This is a genomic window from Kocuria atrinae C3-8, assembly GCF_000286355.1.
Classification (GTDB): Bacteria; Actinomycetota; Actinomycetes; order Actinomycetales; family Micrococcaceae; genus Kocuria; species Kocuria atrinae_A.
Window position 1 is genome coordinate 1 of record NZ_AJXN01000067.1, and the last position, 23,157, is coordinate 23,157.

The following is a 23,157-nucleotide window of genomic DNA, read 5'->3' on the forward strand; positions in this document are numbered from 1 at the left end:
AGGTAGCGGCGGTTTCGGCGGCGGCAGCTTCGGTGGTGGCTTCGGCGGCGGTGGCGGAGGCGGCTTCGACATCGGCGGCAACTTCTAGTCGGCCATGTCAGCTGTCCGAGAATTCCTACCGGTAGCTGTTTCACAGACCACCCACCGTCCTGCACGCTGAACCTGAACGTCCAGATCAGACATAGTTTCAACAACAAGGGAGAACACCATGATGAAGCAGTCCATCTTCGGGCGCATTGCCCAATTGGCCAAGGCCAACATCAATTCCTTGATCGATTCCGCCGAGGATCCGCAGAAGATGCTGGATCAGATGGTCCGCGACTACACCGAGAACATCCGCGAAGCCGAGGCCGCCGTGGCGCAGACCATCGGTAACCTGCGCCTGTTGGAGAAGGATCATGCGGAAGATCTGCAGGAGGCTCAGCAGTGGGGCTCCAAGGCACTGGCAGCTTCCAACAAGGCGGAAGAATTCCGTTCGGCGGGTAAGGCCAGCGAGGCGGAGAAGTTCGACAACCTGGCCAAGGTTGCCCTGCAGCGTCAGATCCAGTCCGAGACGGAAGCCAAGGCCGCCGAGCCGCAGATTGCCTCCCAGACCGAGGTGGTCGACAAGCTCAAGAGCGGTCTGAACACCATGCGCGGCAAGCTCCAGGAGCTCTCCGCCAAGCGCGACGAACTCAACGCCCGTCAGAAGACCGTGCAGGCCCAGGCGCAGGTTCAGGATTCGTTGAAGTCCTTCGACATCATGGATCCCACCAGCGAGGTCTCCCGCTTCGAGGACAAGATTCGCCGCGAAGAAGCTCGCGTGGCCGGCCAGCAGGAGTTGGCCGATTCCTCCTTGGACCGCCAGTTCGAGGCGCTCGAGGACATGGGCCAGCAGACCGAGATCGAGGCTCGCCTTGCCGCGCTGAAGGCCGGTCAGGGCAACAGGGACGGCGAGAAGATCGTCTCGTCCGAGGAGATCTAAGTGGCAGGACAGGCACTTCCCGGCGCAGTGGAACAGCTTGACGCCATTCGTTCCGGTTATACGTTTGACGCCGCCGCGCTCGAGTTGGGCGCGGCCCTGGACGGGGAGTCGGCGCACGCCGATGCCCCCGTGCGGGTGCCGCTGTCCACGCTCAACAGGCACGGCTTGGTCGCCGGTGCCACGGGTACCGGCAAGACCAAAACGCTGCAGGCCATGGCCGAACAGCTCTCGGCTCAGGGAGTTCCCGTGTTCCTCGCGGACATCAAGGGCGACCTGAGCGGTCTGGCCGAGCCCGGTGAGGACAACCCCAAGGTCGCCGAGCGTGCGGCTTCCGTGGGTCAGGAGTGGACTCCCACGGCCAACCCCGTGGAGTTCCTGTCCCTGGGTGGGCAGGGCAAGGGTGTTCCGATTCGTGCCACGGTTACGTCCTTCGGTCCCACGCTGCTGTCCAAGGTGCTGGGTCTCAACGCGACCCAGGAATCCTCACTGGGACTGGTCTTCCACTACGCGGATGCGCACGGTTTAGCACTGCTGGACCTCAAGGATCTGCGCGAAGTCATCATGTTCCTGACCTCGGACGAGGGCAAGGACGAGCTGAAGGCCATTGGTGGGCTGTCCAAGCAAACCGCGGGCGTGATTCTGCGCGAGCTGACCACGTTCGCCAATCAGGGTGCGGACGTCTTCTTCGGTGAGCCGGAGTTCGACACCGCTGAGCTGTTGCGCACCGCCCAGGACGGCCGGGGCATCATCTCGTGCCTGGAACTGGCGGACGTCCAGGACCGGCCGCAGCTGTTCTCCACGTTCCTCATGTGGTTGCTTGCGGATCTGTTCCAGGATCTGCCGGAGGTCGGTGACGCGGACAAGCCCAAGCTGGTGTTCTTCTTCGACGAGGCGCACCTGCTGTTCAACGACGCGTCCACGGAGTTCTTGGACTCGATCGAACAGACCGTGCGGTTGATTCGCTCCAAGGGTGTGGGCATCTTCTTCGTGACCCAGTCCCCCAAGGACGTCCCGGCCGCGTTTTGGCTCAATTGGGTAATCGCGTGCAGCACGCCCTGCGCGCGTTCACCCCGGACGATGCCAAGGCCCTCAAGGCTGCCGCACGCACCTACCCCAAGGCTCGTACGACCTGGAAGAGTTACTGACCCAGCTCGGTACCGGCGAGGCCGTGGTCACGGTGCTGTCCGAGAACGGCTCGCCCACTCCGGTCGCGTGGACCCGCATGCGTGCACCGCAGTCGCTGATGTCCCCGGCATCCGCGACCACGGTGGACGGGGTCATCTCGGCGTCACCGCTCAACGCCAAGTACGCGGAGGCAGTGGACCGCGAGTCCGCCTACGAACTGTTGCGGGCCCGCATGGAGCCCGCGGCGGATCAGGCATCGGCGGGCCAGCCCGGTTCCGGCGATCAGCCGCAGGGGCTGCCCGATGCGCTCCCCCGCGAGGAAGCGCCACGCGAGGCTCCGCGCCAGTCCCGCGACTCGGATAAGAACGACGGCGGCTTCCTGGGTTCCGTCATGGACAACCCCGCGGTGCGCTCCATGATGCGCTCGGCCGGCACGGCACTGGGGCGGGAAATCACCCGTTCCATCTTCGGCACTTCCCGCCGACGACGCCGCTAGCGCACCTTTACGAGCAACGGCCCCGCACTCCGGTGCGGGGCCGTTCTCATGCTCGCATGTTCCATCCTCGGGCGGAGGGCCCACGTGAGGAGCTCACGAGACCGGCCTGATCACGCCGAGGTACTCTCACGCCTACTCGACTGCCGATGCTGACAGGTGACGCTGGGATCCACCCATGCCGTGGGTTGCGAGAACCCTCCGACACGTCTGATGCGCCGTTAGAACCCTTTTGCGGCGGCGCAAGGGCTCTAACAACACCTGAGGTGGGATCCAGGGTTCCAAGGGCCCTCAGCGCGCAGGGGAAGGTGGGTTCGAAGGAGAAACCTAGGCGGGTTGTAGGCACGCATCCCGGGCATGGAAAAACCCCGGCCAGCTGAGCTGACCGGGGATTCTCAATCGAGTTGCGGGGGCAAGATTTGAACTTGCGACCTCTGGGTTATGAGCCCAGCGAGCTACCGAACTGCTCCACCCCGCGGCGATGAATAAAACTATACGTGCCTGTTCCACCCCGTGCAAATCGACGGTGTCCACCGGGTGAACGCGGGGTTCTGCCCTCCCCTGGCACGCGACACGACAATGCGAATCAAGCATTCGAGCAGGTGGGAAACGGTTCAGGGAGTGACCGAGGACGGCCAACCGTGTGGTTGACCGCCCTCGATCATCGTGGCGCGAGATGCTCGCGTGAGCGAGATTACTCGGTGGCGCCGTCCTGCTCCATAGCCTCGTTGAGCGCCTGCTGGAGGCGTTCCTGAGCCTCACCGTATTCGGCCCAGTTGCCGTCACGGCGAGCCTCGTCGGCTTCCTGCATGGCCTGGTTCGCGTTGTCCAGGGCCTGCTGCAGCGAGGTGGAGCGAGGTGCCGGTGCGGGTCCGGAATCCGTGGGCGAGGGCGACGGGCTCGCGGACGCACCATCCTGCTCGTTGCCGGTTGCACCACCCTCGGCGCCTTCTTCGCCCTGCGCCTCTCGGGCTTCTGCCTCGCTCACGCCCGCACCATTGGCGGTCGTGGCACCGGAGTCGCCGCCGAAGACCTCGTCGAGAGCTTCTTCCAGGGTGGGTGCGAAGCCCACGTTCTCACCGAAACCAACCAACACACGACGCAGCGTGGGGTAGGCGGCGTCGCCGGAGGACTGCACGTAGACCGGCTGCACGTAGAGCATGCCGCCGCCGGCGGGCAGGGTCAGCAGGTTGCCGTTGATGACCTCGGAAGCACCCTGACGCAGCAGGTTCAGCTCCGTGGAGACGTCCGTGTCCGAGTTGAACACGTTCTGTGCCTGGCCCGGGCCGGGCACCACGGACGAACGCGGCAGCTCGAGCAGACGCAGCTTGCCGTAATCCTCGGACTTCACACCGGCCTCACCGGTACCCGCATCCGCGTTGGCGGACAGGTAGCCGTACATCACGTTTCGGGTGTTACCCGATTCGTTCTGCTGCGGAATGAACGAGGTGGTCAAGGAGAAGTTGGCCTTGTCCTCACCCGGCATACGCATGGACAGGTAGTACGGCGGCTGCGCGACGTCGCGGTTCTGCTGGGTGGGGTCGTTGGGAACGGACCACACGTCGTCCGACGCGTAGAAGCTGTTCGCCTCGGTCACGTGGTAACGGTTGAGCAGCTCACGCTGGACCTTGAACATGTCCTCGGGGTAGCGCACGTGGGCCATGAGGTCCGCGGACATCTCCGAGTACGGCTTGATCGTCTCCGGGAACACCTTCTGCCAGGACTTCAGGACCGGGTCCTGATCGTCCCACGCGTACAGCTCCACGGAACCGTCGTAGGCGTTCACCGTGGCCTTGACCGAGTTACGGATGTAGTTCACGCGCTCCGGGGGCAACGAGGCCGCTGCGCCCTGGGCCGTCTGGGTGTCCTGGGTGGCATCCTGCAGGACGGACGGCGTGGAGTACGGGTACGAAGTGGCCGTGGTGTAGGCATCCACGATCACACGACCTTGTCGTCCACGATCGCCGGGTACGGGTTACCGTCCACGGTGAGGTACGGGGCTACCTTTTCCACGCGCTCACGCGGGTTGCGGTCGTAGAGGATCTGGGACTCGGGTCGCACAGCGTCCGAGAGCAGCATGTCCGTGGACTGGAACTTGATGGAGTAGGACAACCGGTTGAACCAGTTGCCCACCCCGGGGCCGCCGTTACCGGCGAAAGTGGTCTTGGCGTCGCCGGCGGCGTCGTCGTTGGTCTGGGGGCGATCGAGCTCGAGCGGCTCGTCATCCTCGGAACCACCCACGATCGAGTACTGCGGGGAGTTCTCGCCGAAGTAGATGCGCGGCTCGTAGCTGTCCGAGATCTCGCCCGTGGACGGGATGCCTGCCTGCATGAACTCGGGCTTGCCGTCCGCCTGAACCTGAGAACCGTAGGCAGCCACCACACCGTAACCGTGGGTGTAGACCACGGCCTGGTTGTACCAGCCGTCGATCTGATCCGGATTGAGCTCGCGGGTGGAGATCACGGTGTCCTGAACTTCGCCGTCGATCTCGTAGCGGTCCACGTTGAGCATGTCCGGGAACTGGTAGTACGGGCGGAACTGCTGCAGCTGAGCGAACGCGGAGGAGACCACGTTGGGGTCCAGCAGACGGATGTTCGAGGTGGTCTCGGTGTCCTCACGCAACGCGCCCTGCTCGGTCTGGGTGGTTGCGTCGTAGGGCATGACCTCGGTGTCATCCAGGCCGTACGCCTGACGGGTCATGTTGATGTTGCGCTGGATGTATTCGTTCTCCAGTGCCTGCTCGGTGGGGGTCACCTGGAAGCGCTGGATGGCCCAGGGGTACAGGCCACCGGCAACCACGGCCACGACCACCAGCATGGCGGCACCGATCAGCGGGAGCTTCCAACGACCGATGAAACCCGCGACCACAAAGAGAATGGCCACCAGCAACGCTGCGATGGCAAGATGCCCTTGGTGGGGATGACTGCCTCCACGTCCGTGTAGAGCGCGCCGGTCCACTTGCCCGAGTTGGAAGTCAGGGTGGAGTAACGGTCCAGCCAGAAGTTCACGGCCTGCAGGGCCAGGAAGGCCGCCGCAATGGAACCGAGCTGCACGCGAGCGGCGCGGGTGGAATCAATTCCGCGCTCGTGCAGACGGATACCGCCGTACACGTAGTGCATGAGCAGACCGGCCACACCGGCCAGCAGCAGAGCGGTCACCAGGAAGCCCAGAGCCAAGCGCAGGAAGGCAGGGTGAACACGTAGAAGCTCAAGTCAAGGTTGAACTGAGGGTCGGTTTGGCCGAACGGTTCCTGATTGAAGAACAGCGCCACGGTCTGCCACTGGGTGGCGATCGTAGAGGCGGCGAAGAGGCCGAAGATCAACGGCACGGCGATCATCACGATCTTGCGCACGGGATCCAGCGCCTGCTGGTACTTGCGCATGGTGTCCGTGGTCTGGGCGGCACCTGTCTTGGGCCGGGACCGGTAAGCGAGCCACAAGCTCAAGAACATCAAGCCGGCCACGATCAGCGCGGACGCAATGAACAGGCTGATCACCGTGAGGTTCTGTGTGACGAACACGCGCAGGTATCCGAGCTGGTCGTACCAGAGGATGTTGGTGTAGACCTGCGTGAAGCCCACGAAGGCGGCGATCAGGACGACCACCGCAATCACTGTGGGGATCAGTGCTCCGCGTTTTTGGCGGCCTCCCGAGGAGGTTCTGGATGGACGTGGGGCAGCAGATCCGGCGGTCACTGATTACCTCTGAGCTTCCTGCGCTGATGATAGTGATCTGTCAATTGTTAAAGGTCAAGACTATTCTGCGGGCTGGCCCCGGGGCTTGCAATTACACTCCCCGGGGGTGTCATCGAGTGCCGCAGCTGGGGAGGTTCGAGACGTTGCCCGCGGCGGCCTGTTCGACTGCGTTGACAGCCTCGCCGAGGGTTTCTACCTCGATCACCTCCAGGCCGTCCGGAACATACCCCTTCACCTCGTTGCAGTTGCCGCTGGGGGCCAAGAAATATCGGGCACCAGCCTCCGCCGAGCCTTCCAATTTCTGGCGGATTCCCCCGATGGGGCCGGCCTCCCCCTGCGGGGTGATGGTTCCCGTGCCTGCCACGTGCTCGGAGCCGACCATGGACCCCGGAGTCAGTTCTTCGATGACACCGAGCGCGAACATCATGCCCGCGCTAGGCCCGCCCACCTGGTCGAGTTCGAAATCTACGGTCATCGGGAAGTCGTACTTGGGCGTGAGGTACACGCCCAACTGCCACCGCCCGGTGTCCTCGCTGCGGGTGAGGTCCAGGTGACGGGTCAAGGTCTCGTCACCGCGCTTCACCGTGATGTCCACGCCCTTGTCCCCCGCTTCGTCCAGGCCGTCACGCAGCTGGTCCAGTTCGGTAATGGGCTCGGAGTTCATAGCCAGCAGGGTGTCCCCCGGTTCCAGAACGCCGTGGGCCGGGGTGTCCGGAATACTCGCGTGCACCTGGAGCGTGGTCTTGTACGGCTTGTCCAGGTAGTCGAGGGCTGCCGCGACCGAGTCCTCCTGAGAGGTCTGCATCGCTGCCGCGTTGGAGTCGTCCACTTCCTGACCGGTCATGGTGGGGTCGTACACCGCATCCTGGGGCAGCACCGTGTCCGTGGGGTCGAACCAGGCCATGAGCACATTGATGGCGTTGACGTGGCCAGCCGGCCCGCCCTTGACGTACACGGTGGTCAGGTCGAGTTTGCCGTCGCTGGGATAGGTCTCCGCGCCGTCGATGCGCACCAGTTGTCGGTCCTCGTACTGGCCCACCGTGTTGAACGTGGGCCCGGAGGATTCGACCACGAACGGCGCGGGCAGCACCACACCGGCGATTAACAGGGCTGCGGTGCCCATGAGACCGACCGACTCCAAGGACTGCTTCTTGCGCCACCGCGACCACCGCGTGGTGCCGTTACGACCGGGCACGCGCGCTCCTCTCACCCATTGTCAGGACCGTCATAGCGTACTTGTCTCCCCTGGGAACCGCCCCTTTCGCGAACCGACCACTACGCACGGGCGACGACGCCGCTCGGCCGGCGAGCGGCGTCGTCGCTCGTTAGTATTTTCGAACGTCCCGCGCCGGGCCGGGTCCCTGAGCTGGCAGCGAACTGGGGGCCCGCCCCGGTGGTACTCCCAGGGGCCTGCCGATAGGCTTAACGGAATCCATTTTTCCCCACCAGATTGGCGGTACCCATGAGTTCGAACCCTCCTCGTGACGAGAACGGCGACAACCCCAAGGATCCGTTCCAGGAGATGTTCGAACGTCTGCTCGGGTCCCAGGGAATGTCGGGTGAGAACATGCCCGGCGGCATGCCCATGAACCCGCAGGCGATGTCCATGATGTTCCAGCAGATCCAGTCGATGATGAGCTCCGGTGGAACCGATGAGCCCGTCAACTGGGAGCTGGCTCGCAACCACGCACGGCAGGTGGCCTCGCACAAGGGCGACCCGTCGGTCACGGCTAAGCAGAAGGCGCCGTGGACGACGCCATGAAGCTCGCCGAGCTGTGGCTCACGCCCAATACGGCCTTTGCCGAGCCCACTACGCTGCCGACCGCGTGGTCCCGTGCTGAATGGATCGAAGCGACCGCGGAGACGTGGAAGGAAATGACCACTCCGGTGGCGGCTTCCGTGTCCAACGCCATGACCGAAGCGATGACCAAGCAGTTGCCTCCGGAGCTGTCCCAGGCCATGGGCGGTGCGGATCTGTCCGGCATGCTCTCCGGCGCGGGTTCCATGCTGTTCGGCATGCAGCTTGGTCAGGCTGTGGGTGCCTGTCTTGCGAGGTCGTGTCCTCCACGGATGTCGGTCTGCCGCTGTCCAAGGACCGCTCCGCGTTGGTGCCGTCCAACGTCGCCGAATTCAGCGAGGGCCTGGATCTGCCCGCTTCTGACGTAATGCTCTACCTGGCATCCGCGAAGCCGCCCACGTGCGCCTGTTCCACGGTGCACCCTGGCTGCGCGATCACGTGCTGGGCCTGATCACCAAGTTCGCCGCGGGTATTCACATCGACATGGACCGCATCGAGACCATCGCGCAGGATCTGGATCCCATGGATCCCTCCGGCATTCAGGACGCCCTGGCCTCCGGTGTGTTCAGCCCGCAGATGACGCCCGACCAGGAAGCGACCCTGGCTCGTCTCGAGACCGTTCTGGCTCTCATCGAGGGTTGGGTCACCCGCGTCACGGTTGCCTCCACGGCAAATATCCCTTCTGCCGCGGCGCTCACCGAGATGATGGCACGACGCCGTGCGGAGGGCGGTCCCGCCGAGCGCACCTTCGGATCGCTGGTGGGTCTCGAGCTCCGTCCGCGCCGCATGCGCGAGGCGACAGCCTTCTGGGAGCACATGGAGAACAAGCGTGGCATCGAAGAGCGCGACGGCCTCTGGGAATCCGCGGAATTGCTGCCCACCAACGAAGACCTCGATGACCCTGAGGGCTTCGAGCAGCGCCGCGGCCTGCTGACCGCGAGCGACGATGAGATGGACGCCGCTCTGGCCAAGTTGCTGGCCGGCGGGTACGAAGGTCCTGACGGTGGCGACGCCACGGGCTCCGAGGACGCAGGAACCGATTCTTCCGACTCCGGCAGCTCACACGGCTCCGGTGACGCCACCGAGTCCGGTGAATCAACCGGTACCGGCGATTCCACTGACTCCGGCAATGATTCGCCGGAGGAACCCGGGGACTCCCCCAAGGCTTAATCCGTGGCTGCCGATCCCCCTCGGGGGTTGGCATCCGCCCACGCGACGCCGTCCAGGAACTGGGCGGCGTCGTTTGCTTTGGGGTGCCTGCGGGCCAGCGACCAGAAGCGATCATTGTGGTGAGCTTCCAACAGGTGCACCAGTTCGTGGAGTACCACGGTCTCCAACACCCAATCCGGCACGGTGGCCAATCGCGTGGAGATCCTGATGACTCCGGTGCTGGGCGTTGCCGAACCCCAACGAGTGTTCTGTCGCGACGACCATTTCACCTCGGTGGGTTGTGCCTGGCCGTCCAGGTAGGTGGCCGAGAGGTCCTGAGCCATGTGCCAGAGCGCCTCATCCGTCCCACGCCGCCGGGCATTTTTCTGCGCTCGCTCCCGTTTGGCGACGATCTTGGGCACCAAGGTGGTTTTCCATTGCTCGACCTCGCGGCGAGTGGCGGACTGAGGAACGGCCAAGATCACCGATTCACCACTGAAGTGGGCGCTGACCGTCTTCTTGCGGCGAGCGCTGCGCTGCACGATCACTTCGGGCATCTCGGACGGTAGCTGAGGATCGGTGAGGCGCGACTGTGTGTTGCGGGGCGAGCGGAACGGGGACATGGTCTGTAGTTCACCACTCCCGGACGGTTGGTGACCAATTGCGGCCGCACGTTCCGGTGCACCGTTCTCCACTTGACCCGGCCTGGCGGCAGGACGCCCGGGCGTAGTGTGCCCCGGATAAGGCCACCTACCCCGCGCAGCATCCACTCGAACTGTGGATGACGCTTTTTCTGCTGCGCGGTTGCCCGCAGATTGGCAGCCTTTGAGCATCACCCGGTTCTCGACCTCGGAGCAGTTCATGACACCTACGCCCGCCACTTCATCACCTGATTCGGGGGCAGCCACCGAATCGAACGATCAATGGTCTGTCAGCACTCACATGCAGCCGGATGAGGTGCACGTGCTGTTCGCGGGTCTGGATCCAGTGGCCGCGACCGCCGCCCTGCTCCTGGCGGATGCGGGAGTGTGCTTGATCAACGTCACGGATCCGGGTCCGGTGACCGCGCGGGACACTGCTACGGGACCGTATCCACCCGCCTGGAAGGGTCCCCGCGGGAGTACGCGCTGCGCAAGCTCCTGCGTAACCGGTGGCCACGTTGCGTTCCGTTGAGCGCACCCGAGCTGTTCTGCTCCTCGGTCATTCCCTCGGCCGTGATGCTGCGCAGCGCGTCCGTGACGGGCCCGCTTCCCCAGGACCTCACCGTCATGGACTTGGCCGCATCCCCGGACGCTCATCTCCCCACGACCACGGTGGTCACGGACGGATCCGTGTCACTGACCTGGCCGCTGGCGCCCTGGTACCGCGCCCGTGCCGGGAGTGCATGGTGAATGCCGTGCGAGATGCTCGAAAGATGTTGCGGGATCAACCGCCACTGGATCCTGATGCCGTAGCCACCCCACACTCTCCCGCGCTGACCACGTTGACTCGCGTGATCACCGCGTCCGGGATCGCCGTCGACTTGCTGGGACAGTCACTCAATCCGCAGAACACGGATGTGCAGAACACTTGGGATGCCGAATCTCCGGGAACGATCACGCTTCGCTACGGTCTGCATCAGTCGACGTTGACACCGCGAGCGGATTGCCTGTGCGCGTTGGATGGCTGAAGCTGCGCCTCAGCGGCGCGTGCGGGCGTGCCGCTGAGCAGCATTCGTGGACGAGGCCGGCAGGATCGCGTCCAGGAACCGCGAACGCGATCGGGTGGGTCGCCGCCCGGAGTGCGGGACAGCGACCACGACAACACCAGGTGTTCGCGGGCACGGGTAATGCCCACGTAGAGGAGCCGGCGTTCTTCGTCCACGCCGTCCGCGGTGTCTGCGAAGGAGATGGGCATGAGCCCCTCGGACAGTCCCGCCAGGAACACCGCGTCCCATTCCAGGCCCTTGGCGGAGTGCATCGAGGCCAGCGTCACGCCGTCCATCACGGGCGCTTCTTGGGCGCTGGCGCGCCGTTCCAGCTCGTCGGAGAACTGCTGGAGCGTGAACTTCTCATCGTTTTCCGAGGCGTGATGCGCCATGGAATCCGCCAGGGACACCAGTGCGGACAGTGACTCCCACCGGGCGCGGGTCGCGCTGTCCGAACGGGGTGCGCGCGCCGAATACCCCAGTGAACTGAGCATGTCCCTGACCTGTTGCGGCACCTGAACGGGCTCGTCCCCCAGGGTCTTGGCCGCGGAACGGATCTGCACGAGTGACTGCCGGATCTCGGGGCGGTTGAAGAATCGCTCGGTGCCGCGCAACTGGAAGCCGATGTTCGCGTCCGCGAGCGCGGCCTCGAAGGCCTGGGATTGTCCGTTGGTACGGAACAGGACGGCGATCTCCCGGGCGGGAACGCCGTCGTCAATGAGGTCCTGGATGCGGGTGGCGACCCCGGCGGCCTCGGCCTCGTCGTCCGGATACTCGTTCCAGGACGGTTCGGGACCGACCGGACGCTGGGAGATCAATTGCAGCGGGGTGGCCCACGTTCCGGGTGTGGAGCCGGCCGCGGGACGACGGGCCGCGAGGAGCTGGTTGGCGGTGTTGACCACCTGCGGCGTGGAGCGGTAGTCGCGGATCAACTCGACCACCCGCGCGTTCGGGTGACGGGAGGGGAACTCCAACAGGTGCCGAGAGGTAGCGCCGGTGAACGAGTAGATCGTCTGAGAGGCGTCACCCACCACGCACACGTCGTCCCGTTGGCCGAGCCACGCGTTGAGCAACCGCTGCTGCAACGGCGAGACGTCCTGGTACTCGTCCACCACGAACTGGCGGTACTGCGAGTGGACGGCCGCGGCGATCCGCTCGTCCTCCTCCAGGATGCCCACGGTGATCAGCAGGACGTCCTCGAAATCGATCAGGTGCCGATCCGCCTTGAGGTCCTCGTAGGACTGGTAGAGGCGCTGCATGGTGCGCACGTCGTAGCCCATGGGCATGCTGCGCTTCTCGGCCGCGGCGGCGTAGGTGTCGGGAGTGAGCATGGAGACCTTGGCCCACTCGATCTCCCCGGCCACGTCGCGCACCGTGGCCCGGTCGGTCGTGAGGCGCATGGATTGGGCGGCTTCGGTCAATAACCGTGCCTTGTGGTTGACCAGTCCCGGCGGCGGTCCGCCCACGGCCTGCGGCCAGAAGTACTGCAGTTGCCGCAGCGCTGCGGAGTGGAAGGTTCGCGCCTGCACTCCGGGAGCGCCCAATTGGCGCAGCCGCTGCCGCATCTCGTTGGCCGCCCGCGCGGTGAACGTGAGCGCCAGGGTTTTCTGGGGCGTGTACACACCTGAGGCGATGCCCCACGCGATGCGGTGGGTGATGGCGCGCGTCTTGCCCGTGCCCGCGCCGGCTCGCACGCACACGGGGCCCTGCAGGGTGGTGGCCACCACGCGCTGTTCGGGATCCAGCCCGCCCAGGATTCGTTCTTCGGCCGATGCGTCACTCGCCAATGGCTCAGTTGCCTTCCGGTAGCGGTTCGCCCAGCCAACTCACGATCAGGCGTGAGCAATGGAGATTCTGCCCGGCAGCACGATGGACTGCTCGATCGCTGCGGCCTTGAGTTCCGCTCGGGTGAACCAGCGCAGGTCCAAAATCTCCTGGCCGTCCGGGGTGAAGTCGATGGTTTGGGCGACAGCGCGGAACCCCAACATGAGGGAGCGCGGGAACGGCCATGGCTGCGAGCCCTGGTAGTGCACCGAGCCGACCACGATGCCTGCTTCTTCGAAGATCTCGCGCACGACCGCTTGTTCGGCGGATTCACCGGGTTCCACGAAACCTGCCAGCGTGGAGAACCGGTTGCTGGCCCACAGCGACGATCGGCCCAGCAGAATGCGTTCCTGCTCCGGATCCTCATGGCCGTCCGTGATCGCGACGATCACCGCGGGGTCGGTGCGGGGAAAATGCAGGGACTGGTCTTCGGGGCACTCCCGCGCCCAGCCGGACCGGATCACTTCGGTCACCGTGCCGCAGCGCGGGCACCGGGGGTGGTCTCGATGCCACAGCGCTACCGATTGGGCGGTGACCAGCAGCGACGTTTCTTCCGGCTCGAGTTCGGTGCCGAGCACGCGCAAACCGGCCCGTACGACGTCGTCCTGGTCGGGCAGGTCTGTACCCGCCGGGAAGCTGCGCAGCACCACGGGTGCCCCGTCCCCGCGCAGTCTGCCCAGGTACACGTCCGGGTGGGCCGGGTCCTCGCTCGCGGCCGGAGCGCGGTCGTATGGTTCCAAAACTAGGCGCCCGCCACGCACGGGTGCGTCGCCGCCCACCATGACGAGCACGCGCGCTGCCGGGTCCGAGGCGGCCACGGCTCGCAGGTCGCGTTGCTCGCGATCCACGGCGTCGCGATCGAACGACGACGCCGCGAACGGCAGGTCCGCGGGGTTCAGTCCGGGCACGGAGCGGTCATGCGTCCAGGTGATGGGGTCGGAAGAAGTCACCCGTCCACTGTAGTCCGCGCGCCCCGGTGGGGCGCAGGCGGTTGTGGGTAACTGTTGAGCCCGTGCTCAGCACACTCCCGGTAGGGTGGATGAGGTGAGAACGACCCCCGAATTGCTCGCAGCCATCGCCGCCGCCGCCGTGCCCAGTATCGCGCCGGTGGCGACCGGTCCTTCTCCCGACGACAATTCTGATTTCCGCTCGTGCGTGGTCAAGGACGCTCAGAATAAGCGGTGGCGCGTTCGCAGCCCGCTCAATGCCGAGGCAAGTATGCGGCTCGAAACCGAGCACCTGGTTCTGGGGGCTTTCACGCCGTCCGTGCGTGCGCACCTTCCGTTCCATTTGCCCAGCGTGGTGGGATCGGTCGAGCAATCGGGGCTGCGCACCTTTGTGTACTCACATTTGCCCGGCACCACTCTCACCCTCGCGGAAATGTCCCGGCAGAACGAGAACCCCGTGGCTCCGTCGCGCTCCCGCGCCCAGTGCGGAACCACGCGCTCCCCTGGCCGTGCAGGTCGGTCGGGCACTCGCGGCGATTCATTCGCTGCCCCGGGCCCTGGTCATGGACGCCGATCTGCCCGCGTACAGCGCCGATCAGTGCCGCAGCCGCATGCTGCACGACCTGGACCGGGCCGCCGCTACCGGACGCATTCCCGGTCAGCTGTTGCGCCGCTGGGAACAAGCTCTCGAGGACACCACCCTGTGGCGGTTCTCGACCCGCGTGGTGCACGGTGATCTCCACGAGGACAACGTGATCGTGCACGAGGGTGCCTGGGCGCCATGACGGGCTGGAGCGATCTGCACGTGGGTGACCCCGCCGTGGATTTCGCATGGCTCGTGGGCATGGCGAATTCGGATTTCGCGGACACGGTGCTCGAGGCCTACTCCGTGGCCGCCGTGCAACCGCCCGACCGGCACCTGTTGCGACGCGCCCATCTGGCCGCAGAGTTCGCTCTGGCCGAGTGGCTCGTGCGCGGAGTGGACCGCGGTGTGGAGTCCATGGTCAAGGACGCCGAACGCATGCTCAACACCCTGACACTGGATGTGGAGCGCACCGGTTCGCCGGCACCCGGGGTGATTCCGGAGCCGCCAGAGGTTGAGCCGGATGACCCACACCCGCCGGAATCGGAATCGGCTGTCGAAGCCTCAGGTTCCACGGCTGTCCCTCGAGAGTCGTAGAAACATCGGTAAAGGACACACTCACCTGACTGTGTTTAGCTTTTTCACGAAGCGTGAAGCGGTTGACGGATCGTAAAGTTAAGACCACTCTGGGATGCATGGAGCCTGATCTGTCACAGACCAACGGACGCTATTCACGCGCAGCCAGCGAAGCCCGCAGCAAGAATCCGCTAGGCGTCACTCGCAAGGAAGGGTGGCTCGTCCTTACCGTAGCTGCAGGAGCCGGAGTTCTACTTGCAGTGTCCTTCCAGGCCCATTCTTGGGAATGGGGAGGCATCATTCGGCTTGTCTCGCAGATCGGTTTTTTGGTTCTGCTCGTCACCGTGATCAGCGGAATAGCTCCGGCCCGGGGAGTTCACCCCGTTGGCCATCGACTCCGCTTACTTGTGGCAGGTGCCTTTGCCACTTTGGTCGCCGTGATTGGTGGCTGGTTCTGGACAGTGCCACAAGTTCACGGCGCTTCCTGGACCGTCACCACCACAGTTGCAATCATCGCTGTCATGCCACTTGCCCTGATAGGTGTGCAGCTCATCGCCAAGGGACGCAAATGAACTTCGCCGAGGCACGTGAGTCCCTGAACGATGTCATTCATTCCCCAGTTCGCCTGTCTCTCGTGGCGGCATTGAATTCCGTGGATTCCGCCGACTACCAGACCTTGCGTGAAGTACTCGGAGTGAGCTATTCGCTCATGTCCAAACATGCCGGGATTCTCGAGGACTCCGGCTACCTCGTCATCACCAAGGAATTCGCTAGGCGGACGCCAGTGACTCGAATGAGCCTGACTCGTGACGGCCGGGCCGCCTTCAGCGAATACCTCGAAGCACTGGACCGACTTATGCGAGGACTCACCTGATACGTGCTGGTCACTGGCCGTGCACCTGATACATCGACTCGACGATCGCTTCCAGTTCCTTCTCCGTGGCGAGGTCGTGCGGGCGGACTTCCCTGTCCTCTGTCACGTAGTAGAACGCGGCCGAAACATCTGCGAGGTCCAGGCCGTGCAGACGAGCGAATGCGAGTCGGTAGAGCGCCAGCTGTCCTGACTTCCGCCGCAGATCCTGACCGTGGGGAACTCGTCCCGTCTTCCAGTCGATGAGGTCCCAGCCGCCCGAGTCCGTGCGGAACACGGCGTCGATCCGGCCGCGCACCGTCACCGATCCCACCGGTGTTTCCACGGGTAACTCGATTGCGTAGGGCTGTCGGTTGGCCCATTGGCTCTGACGGAAGGTCTCGGCGAGCGCGGGCAGGTCGAGCTCCTCGTCCACGTAATCGTCGGCACCTGGCAACTCGTCCATGTCGAAGATCGCGGAGTCGCCGAAGAAATTCTCGACCCACGTGTGGAACGTGGTGCCGGCGCGGGCCGCGGAACCGGGCCGTGCGGGCATCGGACGGCGCAGCCCCATGATGAAGGCCTCCGGGTTAGTGTCCATGGCCACCAGCGCAGACGCAGACACGTGCGAGGGCATATGCACGGTGTTGCGCTGCTCCACCGCATCGCGCTTGGCGATCAGCAGCTCCGCTTCCCGGCGCCAGCGTTTGACCGTTGCGCCGTGTTCACCGGTTTCGAGTTGCTCCGCCGTGAGCTCCCGGGTGGTGTCGAAGCCACCAGCTTGGACCGCGTGGGCCGCCCGATCCATGCGTTCCCGGCGGCCCCTGTGCACCGGTGTGGAGACTGTGACCTTCTCCTGGCCATCCACCGACCGCTCCTTGCGAACGATTTCCGGTCCTTCGAGGGGGTCGTACGGCCATAGAGCGCTCAAGACGGTGTCCGCCTGGGGGTTGTCAGTGCCCGGCTCGACCTCGGCCCACTCCCCCAGCTCGACTCCCGGATGGGACTCCTCCGTCATCGCGCGCACTTCCTCCAGGAAGACTGACGGGTCGTGGGCGGTCTTCGCGGTCCCTCGAAACGCGGAGCACGAGAGTTCGAGCAGCGTCTTGGCTCGTGTGCACGCCACGTACGCCAGGCGACGTTCTTCGGCCTCATCATGAAGGCCGACATCTTCCGAGAAGAGCTCGAAGGATTCCTTGAGGGTTTCCACGTCCGTGGGATCAGCATTCCACTGCGGTAGTTGCTGGGCGTCACCGCGCAGGGGCCACGGCAGCTTTGAAGCGTCCCCGGTCCAGGCCGACTTCCGTTTGGAGGGGAAGTCTCCCTGGTTCATGCCCGGCACGTAGACGTGATCCCACTCCAGCCCCTTGGCCGCGTGCACCGTGAGTAACTGAACAGCGTCGTGGCGGGTCTCTTCCGGTGGAAGCTCCAACCCGTTTTCCTCGTGGGCGGCGGCTTCGAGCCACGCGAGGAAAGTGGCGACGTCGTGCGTGCGCGTGGTCGCGCTGAACTGCACTGCCTGATCGTAGAAACTGTCCACGTTCTTGCGAGCCTGTGCGGGAGTCATGCCCGGGGACGCTGCGAGTTCCACGTCCAACCCGAGGGTGGTCTCCACTTCGTGGATCACGGAGGTGAGTTCGTCGCCGAGCACCGATCGCAAGTGCCTGAGTTCGGACCGCAGTCTCTGCATCCGCCCCAGTGCTTGGGAACTAATGGAGCGACCGCGGTGGGACACCCACGACTCTGACGGCAGCGTTTCGATGGCCTCGATCAAACTCGCGCGATCCACGATGTCGCCTTGGACCACGGTTTCAGCAGGTTCCTCGGTGGGTTCCTCGGCCAATTCCTCGTCGGTGAGTTCGGTTCGCTGCGCAGCGGCGGCACGAGACCGAGTCTGCTCGAGGTGGCCTGCCCAATCCCCCAGCGCCGCCAGATCCTTGGGTCCGATCCGCCAGCGGGAACCGGCCAGCAACCGAGCCAGGGCGTCGGAACGCCCGGGGTCGGTCAGCACGTACAGGGTGGCGACAATGTCTGCGACCTCCGGAGTGCTCAGTAGCCCGCCCAATCCGACCACCTCGTAGGGCACGTCCAGCGCCTCGAGTTCCAGGCGGATCGGTTCGAACTGAGCACGTTTTCTGCAGAGCACGGCCATGGTCGGCATCTCGTCCAGCGACTGTCCCTCGTGAGCGCGCCGCTGTTCCGCAATGGCCCGAGCCGTGGCCTGTGCCTCCTCCGAGTCCGTGACATACCGACTGGCCCGAACGGTTCCGACCGTGGCGTGGGGCGAAGGGTCGAGTGGCGGCACGTTCACAGTCGACACGGAACGATTCCACGGGGGCGGGGTCCGCAGGGGTGCGGCGATACGGTTGGCCGCGTCCAGCACGGACTGGCAGTTTCGCCAGGCCACCGTGAGGAAACTGGAATCCGCGAACGCCGCCGACTCTTTCGAGTCTCCGTTGCTACGCGGGAAGTTCTCGACAAAGCTGAACAACTGCCCCGCGGAGGCCCCACGAAATCCGTAGATGGACTGCTGCGGATCGCCCACGGCCATCACGCAATGCCCGTCCCCGAAAAGTCCGGAGAACAGCTTGAGCTGGGCGTGCGAGGTGTCCTGGAACTCGTCCAGAAGCACCACCTTGAACCGGTCACGTTCGGTGGCGCAGGCTCGAGGATCCACGCGCACGATCTCGGCTGCGAGTGCCAGCAGGTCGCCGTAGTCCAAGGCAGACTCGTACGTCTTGGCACGCTGGAATCGCTCGACCAGATGGGCCAGAAGCTCCGTGGTTTCCAGTCGTTTGAGAGCGTCCTGGATGGGCTTGGCAATCGCTTTTTTCCGTCCCACGGGTGGGACATCCGAGCAGCTCATGCGGAATTCATGAGCCCACTGCCCCACCGTGTGCGGCGAGATCAGATGCTCAGAGGACTCCGACGCCAGACTCATCATCCCCGTGGTGAGAGTGGAGACCGCCGGCATGCTTTCCGGTAACGGACCGTCCCAGCTCTCCACGAGACGGTGCGCCAGCTGCCACGCCTGCGCCTGCCCCATGAGCACAGTGTCCGCTTCGACGCCCAATCGGAGTCCGTAGCTGCGCACCAGCGAGTTGGCGTAGGAGTGGTAGGTGCTCACCGTGGGTTCTTGCGGCACGGCCGGTTCATCAGAATCACCGGGCTCGGGTGCCCAAGGCGACTGGTGAGGCGCTGCAGCGAGTTGAGCCTCCGGTCCCAGCAGTCCGGCGCGGCGCAATCCGCGCAGTTTGCCTTGAATGCGCTCGGCCAATTCACCGGCGGCCTTGCGGGTGAAGGTCACACCCAGAATCTGCTCCGGTTCCACGAGCCGATTGGCCACCAGCCACGCCACGCGATCTGACATGGTGGTCGTTTTTCCGGACCCCGCGCCGGCCACCACGAGTCGCGGGGTCAGCGGCGCGGAAATGACTTCGGCTTGCTGCTGCGTGGGAGGAAAATCTCCCAGGGCTTCGGCAATATCGAAGGGAGAGTACTGGGGGGTGGTCATCGTTCGCTCACCTGTCGACCTTCTGCGCACAACGGACACACCCAGGCAGGGTGCACCTCAAACCGAAATTGGACCCGTGTTCCGAATCGTGCCGGGCTTCGAACCGTGCTCCCGAGACCAGGTCCGCGGCACGGGTAATGAGCTCCCTGGCCCACTGATGCTCCGGATCCAGGGGCTGCTGGTGTTGGGTTCCCACCTTCTTGGTGCTCGTCCCCAGTTGGACCAGTAGCGCTCCTCCGGGCTGAGCGATCACGGTTCCCTGGGGCAGCTCGATGGGTTCGGAACCGGCCTGACGCACAGCGGAGTCCGGGTCCTCGCCGGCGGCCACGGCCCGTTCCCTGATCTCGACTTCTCGCCGCATCTGCTCACCCGCTCCTGCCTGCAGGGCCACTTGATAGGCCCCCAACTGCGGGTGATTCTCGATTTTCTTGCCCGCCGGTTGCGACTTGCCCGTCTTCAGGTCGACCACCACGTGGTGCCCGTCTGCGTCAACCTCGAGCCGGTCCACACGGCCACGCAGGAGGGCGTCCCTGGCTTCGCCCCGCACCAACACGTGGAAGCTCCCCTCGACCCCCACCAGCTCTCGTCCGTCATCCTTGCGCGCGTTGATCACGTACTCCGCGAACTTGCGCAGCATGGTCTCCGCGCGTTCCTGTTCGGTATCGGTGATCCAGCCCGGCGGCATGCCCAGGCTCGGCCAACGACGCCGCAGCTCCGCGATCAGTTCGGTGCTCGGAGCGTCCGGCATGGTTTCGGCAATGTCGTGCACGAGGGTGCCCAGGCTGCGGCTGAAGTCGGTGACTTCCTCGGCCTTGGCTTCACTGACGAACCAGTCCAACGGCGAGCGGTGGATGGTTTCGATCTTCGACGGTGACACCGGGATGGGTGTATCCGGGGCGAACAACGGCTCTTCGCTACTGAGCGGCGCCCACCCCCACCATTCGTGTGGATCCGCCCCGCGCACGGGCTCGCCAAGAGTCGTGAATTCATGCAGCAACCGCGCCGCGGCTTCCCCCAGCTCGGGGGATTCATCGGCGTCGAACACCGTTCGTCGCAGCGAACCGGTCAGTTGGCGCAGGGTCAGTGGCACGGGTGCGTCCAGGTGTTCCAGCTCGATGCCGGAATTCTCCCCGCCCCATCCCGAAGCCACCAGGTCCAACAACTCTGACGGCTGCTCGTCCTGGTTGGAGACCGCGGAGACCACCAGCGATGAACTCGCACGCGACACCGCCGTGGCGAACTGACGCAATTCATCGAAGCGCACCTGCCGCAGCCGGTCCAAGGGCCCCAGCCGGGCGGCCTGCTCCACCCCGAAATCCAAGGCATCGGTCAGAACATCGGTGCCGAGCAACTGACCGCGCAGGGTGGTGTTGGGCCACACCCCCTGCTGCACTCCGGCCACCACCACGTGGTCCCACTGCCGCCCAGCAGACCCCGCCGGGGTCAGGATCGACACGTTGTCCTCCGCCGGCGCACGAGCAGCCAGGGTGTCCATGGGCAGTTCCTGGTGCTCCATGTAATCCATGAAGGCCTGTGCGGTGGCTCCGGGAACCTGATCCACGAAGCGCTCGGCGGATTCGAAAAGCCCGACCACAGCGTCCAGATCGCGATCGGCCCGTACCGAGTCCGCACCGCCGGAAATCGCACGACGCCGCCACAGCTCAGCGACGCCCGACGCATCCCACAACGCCCACAACACGGATTCGGCTGTGGCACCAGGGGCGGCCAGCGCCTCCTGCCCCGCTTGCAGCATGTCCGCGATCCGATGGGCTGGTCCGGAGCGGACTCCGGCGGCCTCGAGCAGCACACCGTCCGTGAGTGCCTCGACCAACAGCGTGTCGCTGGTACGACCGCCGCCGGTGCTGAGTTCGTAGACGCGCAGCCGCTGTCGGATACGTCGCACGTCCATGGGAGATGCCCCTCCCAACCGGGAGGTCAGCAGGGCCACTGCGGCTTCCGCCGTGAGCAACCGTGGCGGTTCATTCTCGGGCGCACCTTCATGGGTGTCAGCCACATCGGATTCGGTGGGGTTCCCCTGGGAATCCAACAACAGCCGCAGCGCGTTGAGCAGCGGAATCACCGCCGGTTCCTCGCGCAAGGGCGTTTCGGCCGCGGATGACGTGGTGGGCACCCCGAGCGAGGAGAGCTGCCGGGTCAGCGACGACAGCTGCGAACCGCTGCGAACGATCACCGCCATCTCGCGGTACGGCATACCTTCCAGAACGTGGAGTCGCAGGAAGTGGTCCGCACACCAGCGGGCCTGGGCCGTGGGCGAGTCAAACACAACCGCCCTCACCGAACCGGGGTTCTCCTCGGAGGACTCCGGGGCTCGGTTACTCCGTGCCCCGGCCACGACCGAGATCGCCCGGGCCACGCGCTGCCACGCTTGATTGATGGTCGAGGGGAGCCGATGAGAGCTGTCCAGCGACATCCGACGCAGCGGAAACTGGTCCGTACCGACTCGGTCCTGAAGAGTGCGCAGCAGATCAGGCGGGCACCGCGGAAACTTGGACGGTCGTATCCGGGTTGGCCGTGTAGATCGCATCCGCCCCGCGCGTCAGGACACTGACCAGCCGGTAGACGGACGGCGTGGCCTCCTGGAGGTCGTCCACCAGCACGACCGAGAGGCGATCACGTTCCTCTTCCAGGAACCCGGAGTTCTCCTCCAACACCCGCGCGGCACGGTCCACCAGCTCGGACGGATCAAAGGCATTGGGCATGCGCAGGGCACGCACCTGCTGGTACTCGGCACGGAACGCCGCTGCCGTGCGCCATTCCGGGTGACCCAGTGGTTCTGCCCAACTGGCCAACCGTTCCGGTGGCATGCGGTATTCGTTCATGCGGTCGAAGAGTTCGCGCAGTTGTCCCCTGAAACCCCGGGTCTGCAACGCGCGGTCCAGGTCCGCCGGCCACACCATGCCCGTGCCGTGCCCAGCGGTGTGCCCGCGCATCATGTCCGCAATGAATGCGTCCTGCTCGGGCCCGGACAACAGCACCGGCGACTCCGGGACACCCGGGAGCAGACCTTGTGCGTGGGCGCGACGCAACAGGTCGAAAGCGTAGGCCTGCCAGGCCCTCACGAGCGGCGTACTGATGGTGGCGGCAGCGCGCTCACTGATGGCGTCGCGCAGTTCCGCAGCCTGCGTCCGCGAGGGTGCGAGGACCAGCAGCGACTGCGGATCCGCCCCGTCTGCCAGACGACCCACCACGAACTCCACGACCGTGCTCGTTCGGCCCGTTCCCGGTGCACCCAACACCAGCACCGGACCGTGTCCCGGTTCCAGCTCGATCACGGCGCGCTGATGGGCATCCGGCGTGAACGAACGGCCGCTCCCCGTGACGGTGCGCGGCGGCAGAATCCGCCAGGGGGTCTCATGCTGCGTCTGCATGCTCCCATCACATCACGCCCGGCGGACACGCATAACGACACTCACGGGGTCACCCGGTAGCGTGATCACCATGCCTTCCCCGCAGCAGCAGTCACCGCAAGATCAGCCGGCCCTTTTCGACGTTCCCGAGCCCGCACGGCCCACCACTCCCCGGAAATCGGCGGAAGATCCCGCCCAGGACGCACTTTTCGATGTCGAGCCCGGCATCGGTACTGAATCGCCGACGCCGCCCGCGGAACCCGCCGCTGCGCCCGAACCCGCCGCTGAACCCGCGCGCACCCAGGCTCCAGTCGCCACGGACACCGATCCCGGTGCCACAGTTTCCGATCCTCTTCTTACCACCGACGCTGGACCTGTCGATGTTGCTCCCGCCGTAATCGATCCCGCAACACCCTGGACCGCACTCCCTCGCGCGTGTTTCGACCTGGAAACCACCGGCCGCGACCCCCAGGCAGCCCGCATCGTCACTGCGTCGGTCGTGCTCGTCGCTCCGGACGGCGCCGTCATCAGCGAATGGGAATGGCTCGCCGATCCCGGCGTCGAGATCCCCGAGGCCGCCGCGGC

Annotated in this window: 14 protein-coding genes, 1 tRNA gene and 5 pseudogenes; 11 read left to right on the forward strand and 9 right to left on the reverse strand. The window is 65.3% G+C overall.

Annotated elements, in window-relative coordinates; translation table 11 throughout:
• Positions 1–208 precede the first annotated feature (208 nt).
• A complete protein-coding gene (locus YO9_RS0108125; protein ID WP_016997015.1) occupies positions 209–964 on the forward strand; it encodes a PspA/IM30 family protein in 756 nt (251 codons plus the stop codon).
• Positions 965–2,585, forward strand: a pseudogene (locus YO9_RS0108130) (helicase HerA-like domain-containing protein).
• A gap of 401 nt (positions 2,586–2,986) precedes the next feature.
• Here the strand turns inward: YO9_RS0108130 and YO9_RS0108135 are convergent.
• The 3 genes and pseudogenes from YO9_RS0108135 to YO9_RS0108145 form a co-directional block, all read right to left on the reverse strand.
• A tRNA-Met gene (locus YO9_RS0108135) sits at positions 2,987–3,060 on the reverse strand.
• A gap of 216 nt (positions 3,061–3,276) precedes the next feature.
• Positions 3,277–6,276, reverse strand: a pseudogene (locus YO9_RS0108140) (UPF0182 family membrane protein).
• A gap of 109 nt (positions 6,277–6,385) precedes the next feature.
• Positions 6,386–7,471 carry a YlbL family protein gene (locus YO9_RS0108145; RefSeq protein WP_016997018.1) on the reverse strand — a complete coding sequence of 362 codons (1,086 nt, stop codon included), beginning with the start codon at positions 7,469–7,471 and terminating at the stop codon, positions 6,386–6,388.
• A gap of 267 nt (positions 7,472–7,738) precedes the next feature.
• Between YO9_RS0108145 and YO9_RS20785 the strand changes: the two genes are divergently transcribed.
• Complete coding sequence (locus YO9_RS20785) at positions 7,739–8,038, forward strand: hypothetical protein (protein WP_317259797.1); 300 nt, start codon at positions 7,739–7,741, stop codon at positions 8,036–8,038.
• Positions 8,035–9,244 (forward strand): annotated as a pseudogene (locus YO9_RS0108150) (zinc-dependent metalloprotease). The gene YO9_RS20785 and the pseudogene YO9_RS0108150 overlap by 4 nt, the downstream one beginning before the upstream one ends.
• On the opposite strand, the gene YO9_RS0108155 reads toward YO9_RS0108150, so the two are convergent.
• Positions 9,241–9,846, reverse strand: a complete 606-nt coding sequence (locus YO9_RS0108155) for a M48 metallopeptidase family protein (protein ID WP_223286288.1) — start codon at positions 9,844–9,846, stop codon at positions 9,241–9,243. The pseudogene YO9_RS0108150 and the gene YO9_RS0108155 overlap by 4 nt on opposite strands.
• A 405-nt stretch (positions 9,847–10,251) precedes the next feature.
• On the opposite strand from YO9_RS0108155, the gene YO9_RS17575 reads away from it, so the two are divergent.
• The gene (locus tag YO9_RS17575; protein WP_223286289.1) at positions 10,252–10,614 is read left to right on the forward strand and encodes a hypothetical protein; all 363 of its coding nucleotides are present in this window, start codon (positions 10,252–10,254) and stop codon (positions 10,612–10,614) included.
• A 5-nt stretch (positions 10,615–10,619) separates the two neighbouring features.
• Positions 10,620–10,892: a hypothetical protein gene (locus YO9_RS17580; protein ID WP_223286290.1), complete on the forward strand. Its 273-nt coding sequence runs from the start codon at positions 10,620–10,622 to the stop codon at positions 10,890–10,892.
• A gap of 9 nt (positions 10,893–10,901) precedes the next feature.
• Here the strand turns inward: YO9_RS17580 and YO9_RS0108165 are convergent.
• Together YO9_RS0108165 and nudC are read right to left on the reverse strand one after the other, a co-directional pair.
• Positions 10,902–12,697: pseudogene (locus tag YO9_RS0108165) on the reverse strand (ATP-dependent helicase).
• Positions 12,698–12,742: 45 nt separating this feature from the next.
• Positions 12,743–13,684 carry an NAD(+) diphosphatase gene (gene nudC, locus YO9_RS0108170; RefSeq protein ID WP_016997022.1) on the reverse strand — a complete coding sequence of 314 codons (942 nt, stop codon included), beginning with the start codon at positions 13,682–13,684 and terminating at the stop codon, positions 12,743–12,745.
• 506 nt (positions 13,685–14,190) lie between these two features.
• On the opposite strand from nudC, the gene YO9_RS19845 reads away from it, so the two are divergent.
• The 4 genes from YO9_RS19845 (at position 14,191) to YO9_RS0108185 (ending at position 15,714) form a co-directional block, all read left to right on the forward strand.
• Entirely contained in the window at positions 14,191–14,466 is a 276-nt protein-coding gene (locus YO9_RS19845; RefSeq protein WP_262925622.1) for a phosphotransferase, read from the forward strand.
• Positions 14,463–14,861: a protein kinase family protein gene (locus YO9_RS17590; protein ID WP_223286292.1), complete on the forward strand. Its 399-nt coding sequence runs from the start codon at positions 14,463–14,465 to the stop codon at positions 14,859–14,861. Before YO9_RS19845 ends, YO9_RS17590 begins: the two co-directional genes overlap by 4 nt.
• Before the next feature lie 98 nt (positions 14,862–14,959).
• The gene (locus YO9_RS0108180) at positions 14,960–15,412 is read left to right on the forward strand and encodes a hypothetical protein (RefSeq protein WP_031272917.1); all 453 of its coding nucleotides are present in this window, start codon (positions 14,960–14,962) and stop codon (positions 15,410–15,412) included.
• A complete protein-coding gene (locus YO9_RS0108185) occupies positions 15,409–15,714 on the forward strand; it encodes a winged helix-turn-helix domain-containing protein (protein ID WP_016997024.1) in 306 nt (101 codons plus the stop codon). The genes YO9_RS0108180 and YO9_RS0108185 overlap by 4 nt, the downstream gene beginning before the upstream one ends.
• Before the next feature lie 10 nt (positions 15,715–15,724).
• Here YO9_RS0108185 and YO9_RS0108190 read toward each other — a convergent pair whose 3' ends face one another.
• The 3 genes from YO9_RS0108190 to YO9_RS17595 are packed head-to-tail and all read right to left on the reverse strand — an operon-like array spanning position 15,725 to position 22,593.
• Positions 15,725–19,204 (reverse strand): ATP-dependent helicase, encoded by a 3,480-nt coding sequence (locus YO9_RS0108190; RefSeq protein ID WP_016997025.1) that lies wholly within the window; start codon positions 19,202–19,204, stop codon positions 15,725–15,727.
• Positions 19,205–19,211: 7 nt separating this feature from the next.
• Positions 19,212–21,635 carry a PD-(D/E)XK nuclease family protein gene (locus tag YO9_RS0108195; RefSeq protein WP_223286293.1) on the reverse strand — a complete coding sequence of 808 codons (2,424 nt, stop codon included), beginning with the start codon at positions 21,633–21,635 and terminating at the stop codon, positions 19,212–19,214.
• Positions 21,636–21,690: 55 nt separating this feature from the next.
• On the reverse strand, positions 21,691–22,593 hold the full coding sequence (locus tag YO9_RS17595; RefSeq protein WP_223286294.1) for a UvrD-helicase domain-containing protein: 903 nt from the start codon (positions 22,591–22,593) through the stop codon (positions 21,691–21,693).
• A gap of 61 nt (positions 22,594–22,654) precedes the next feature.
• Between YO9_RS17595 and YO9_RS0108200 the strand changes: the two are divergent.
• A pseudogene (locus tag YO9_RS0108200) lies at positions 22,655–23,157 on the forward strand (hypothetical protein); the annotation flags it as partial.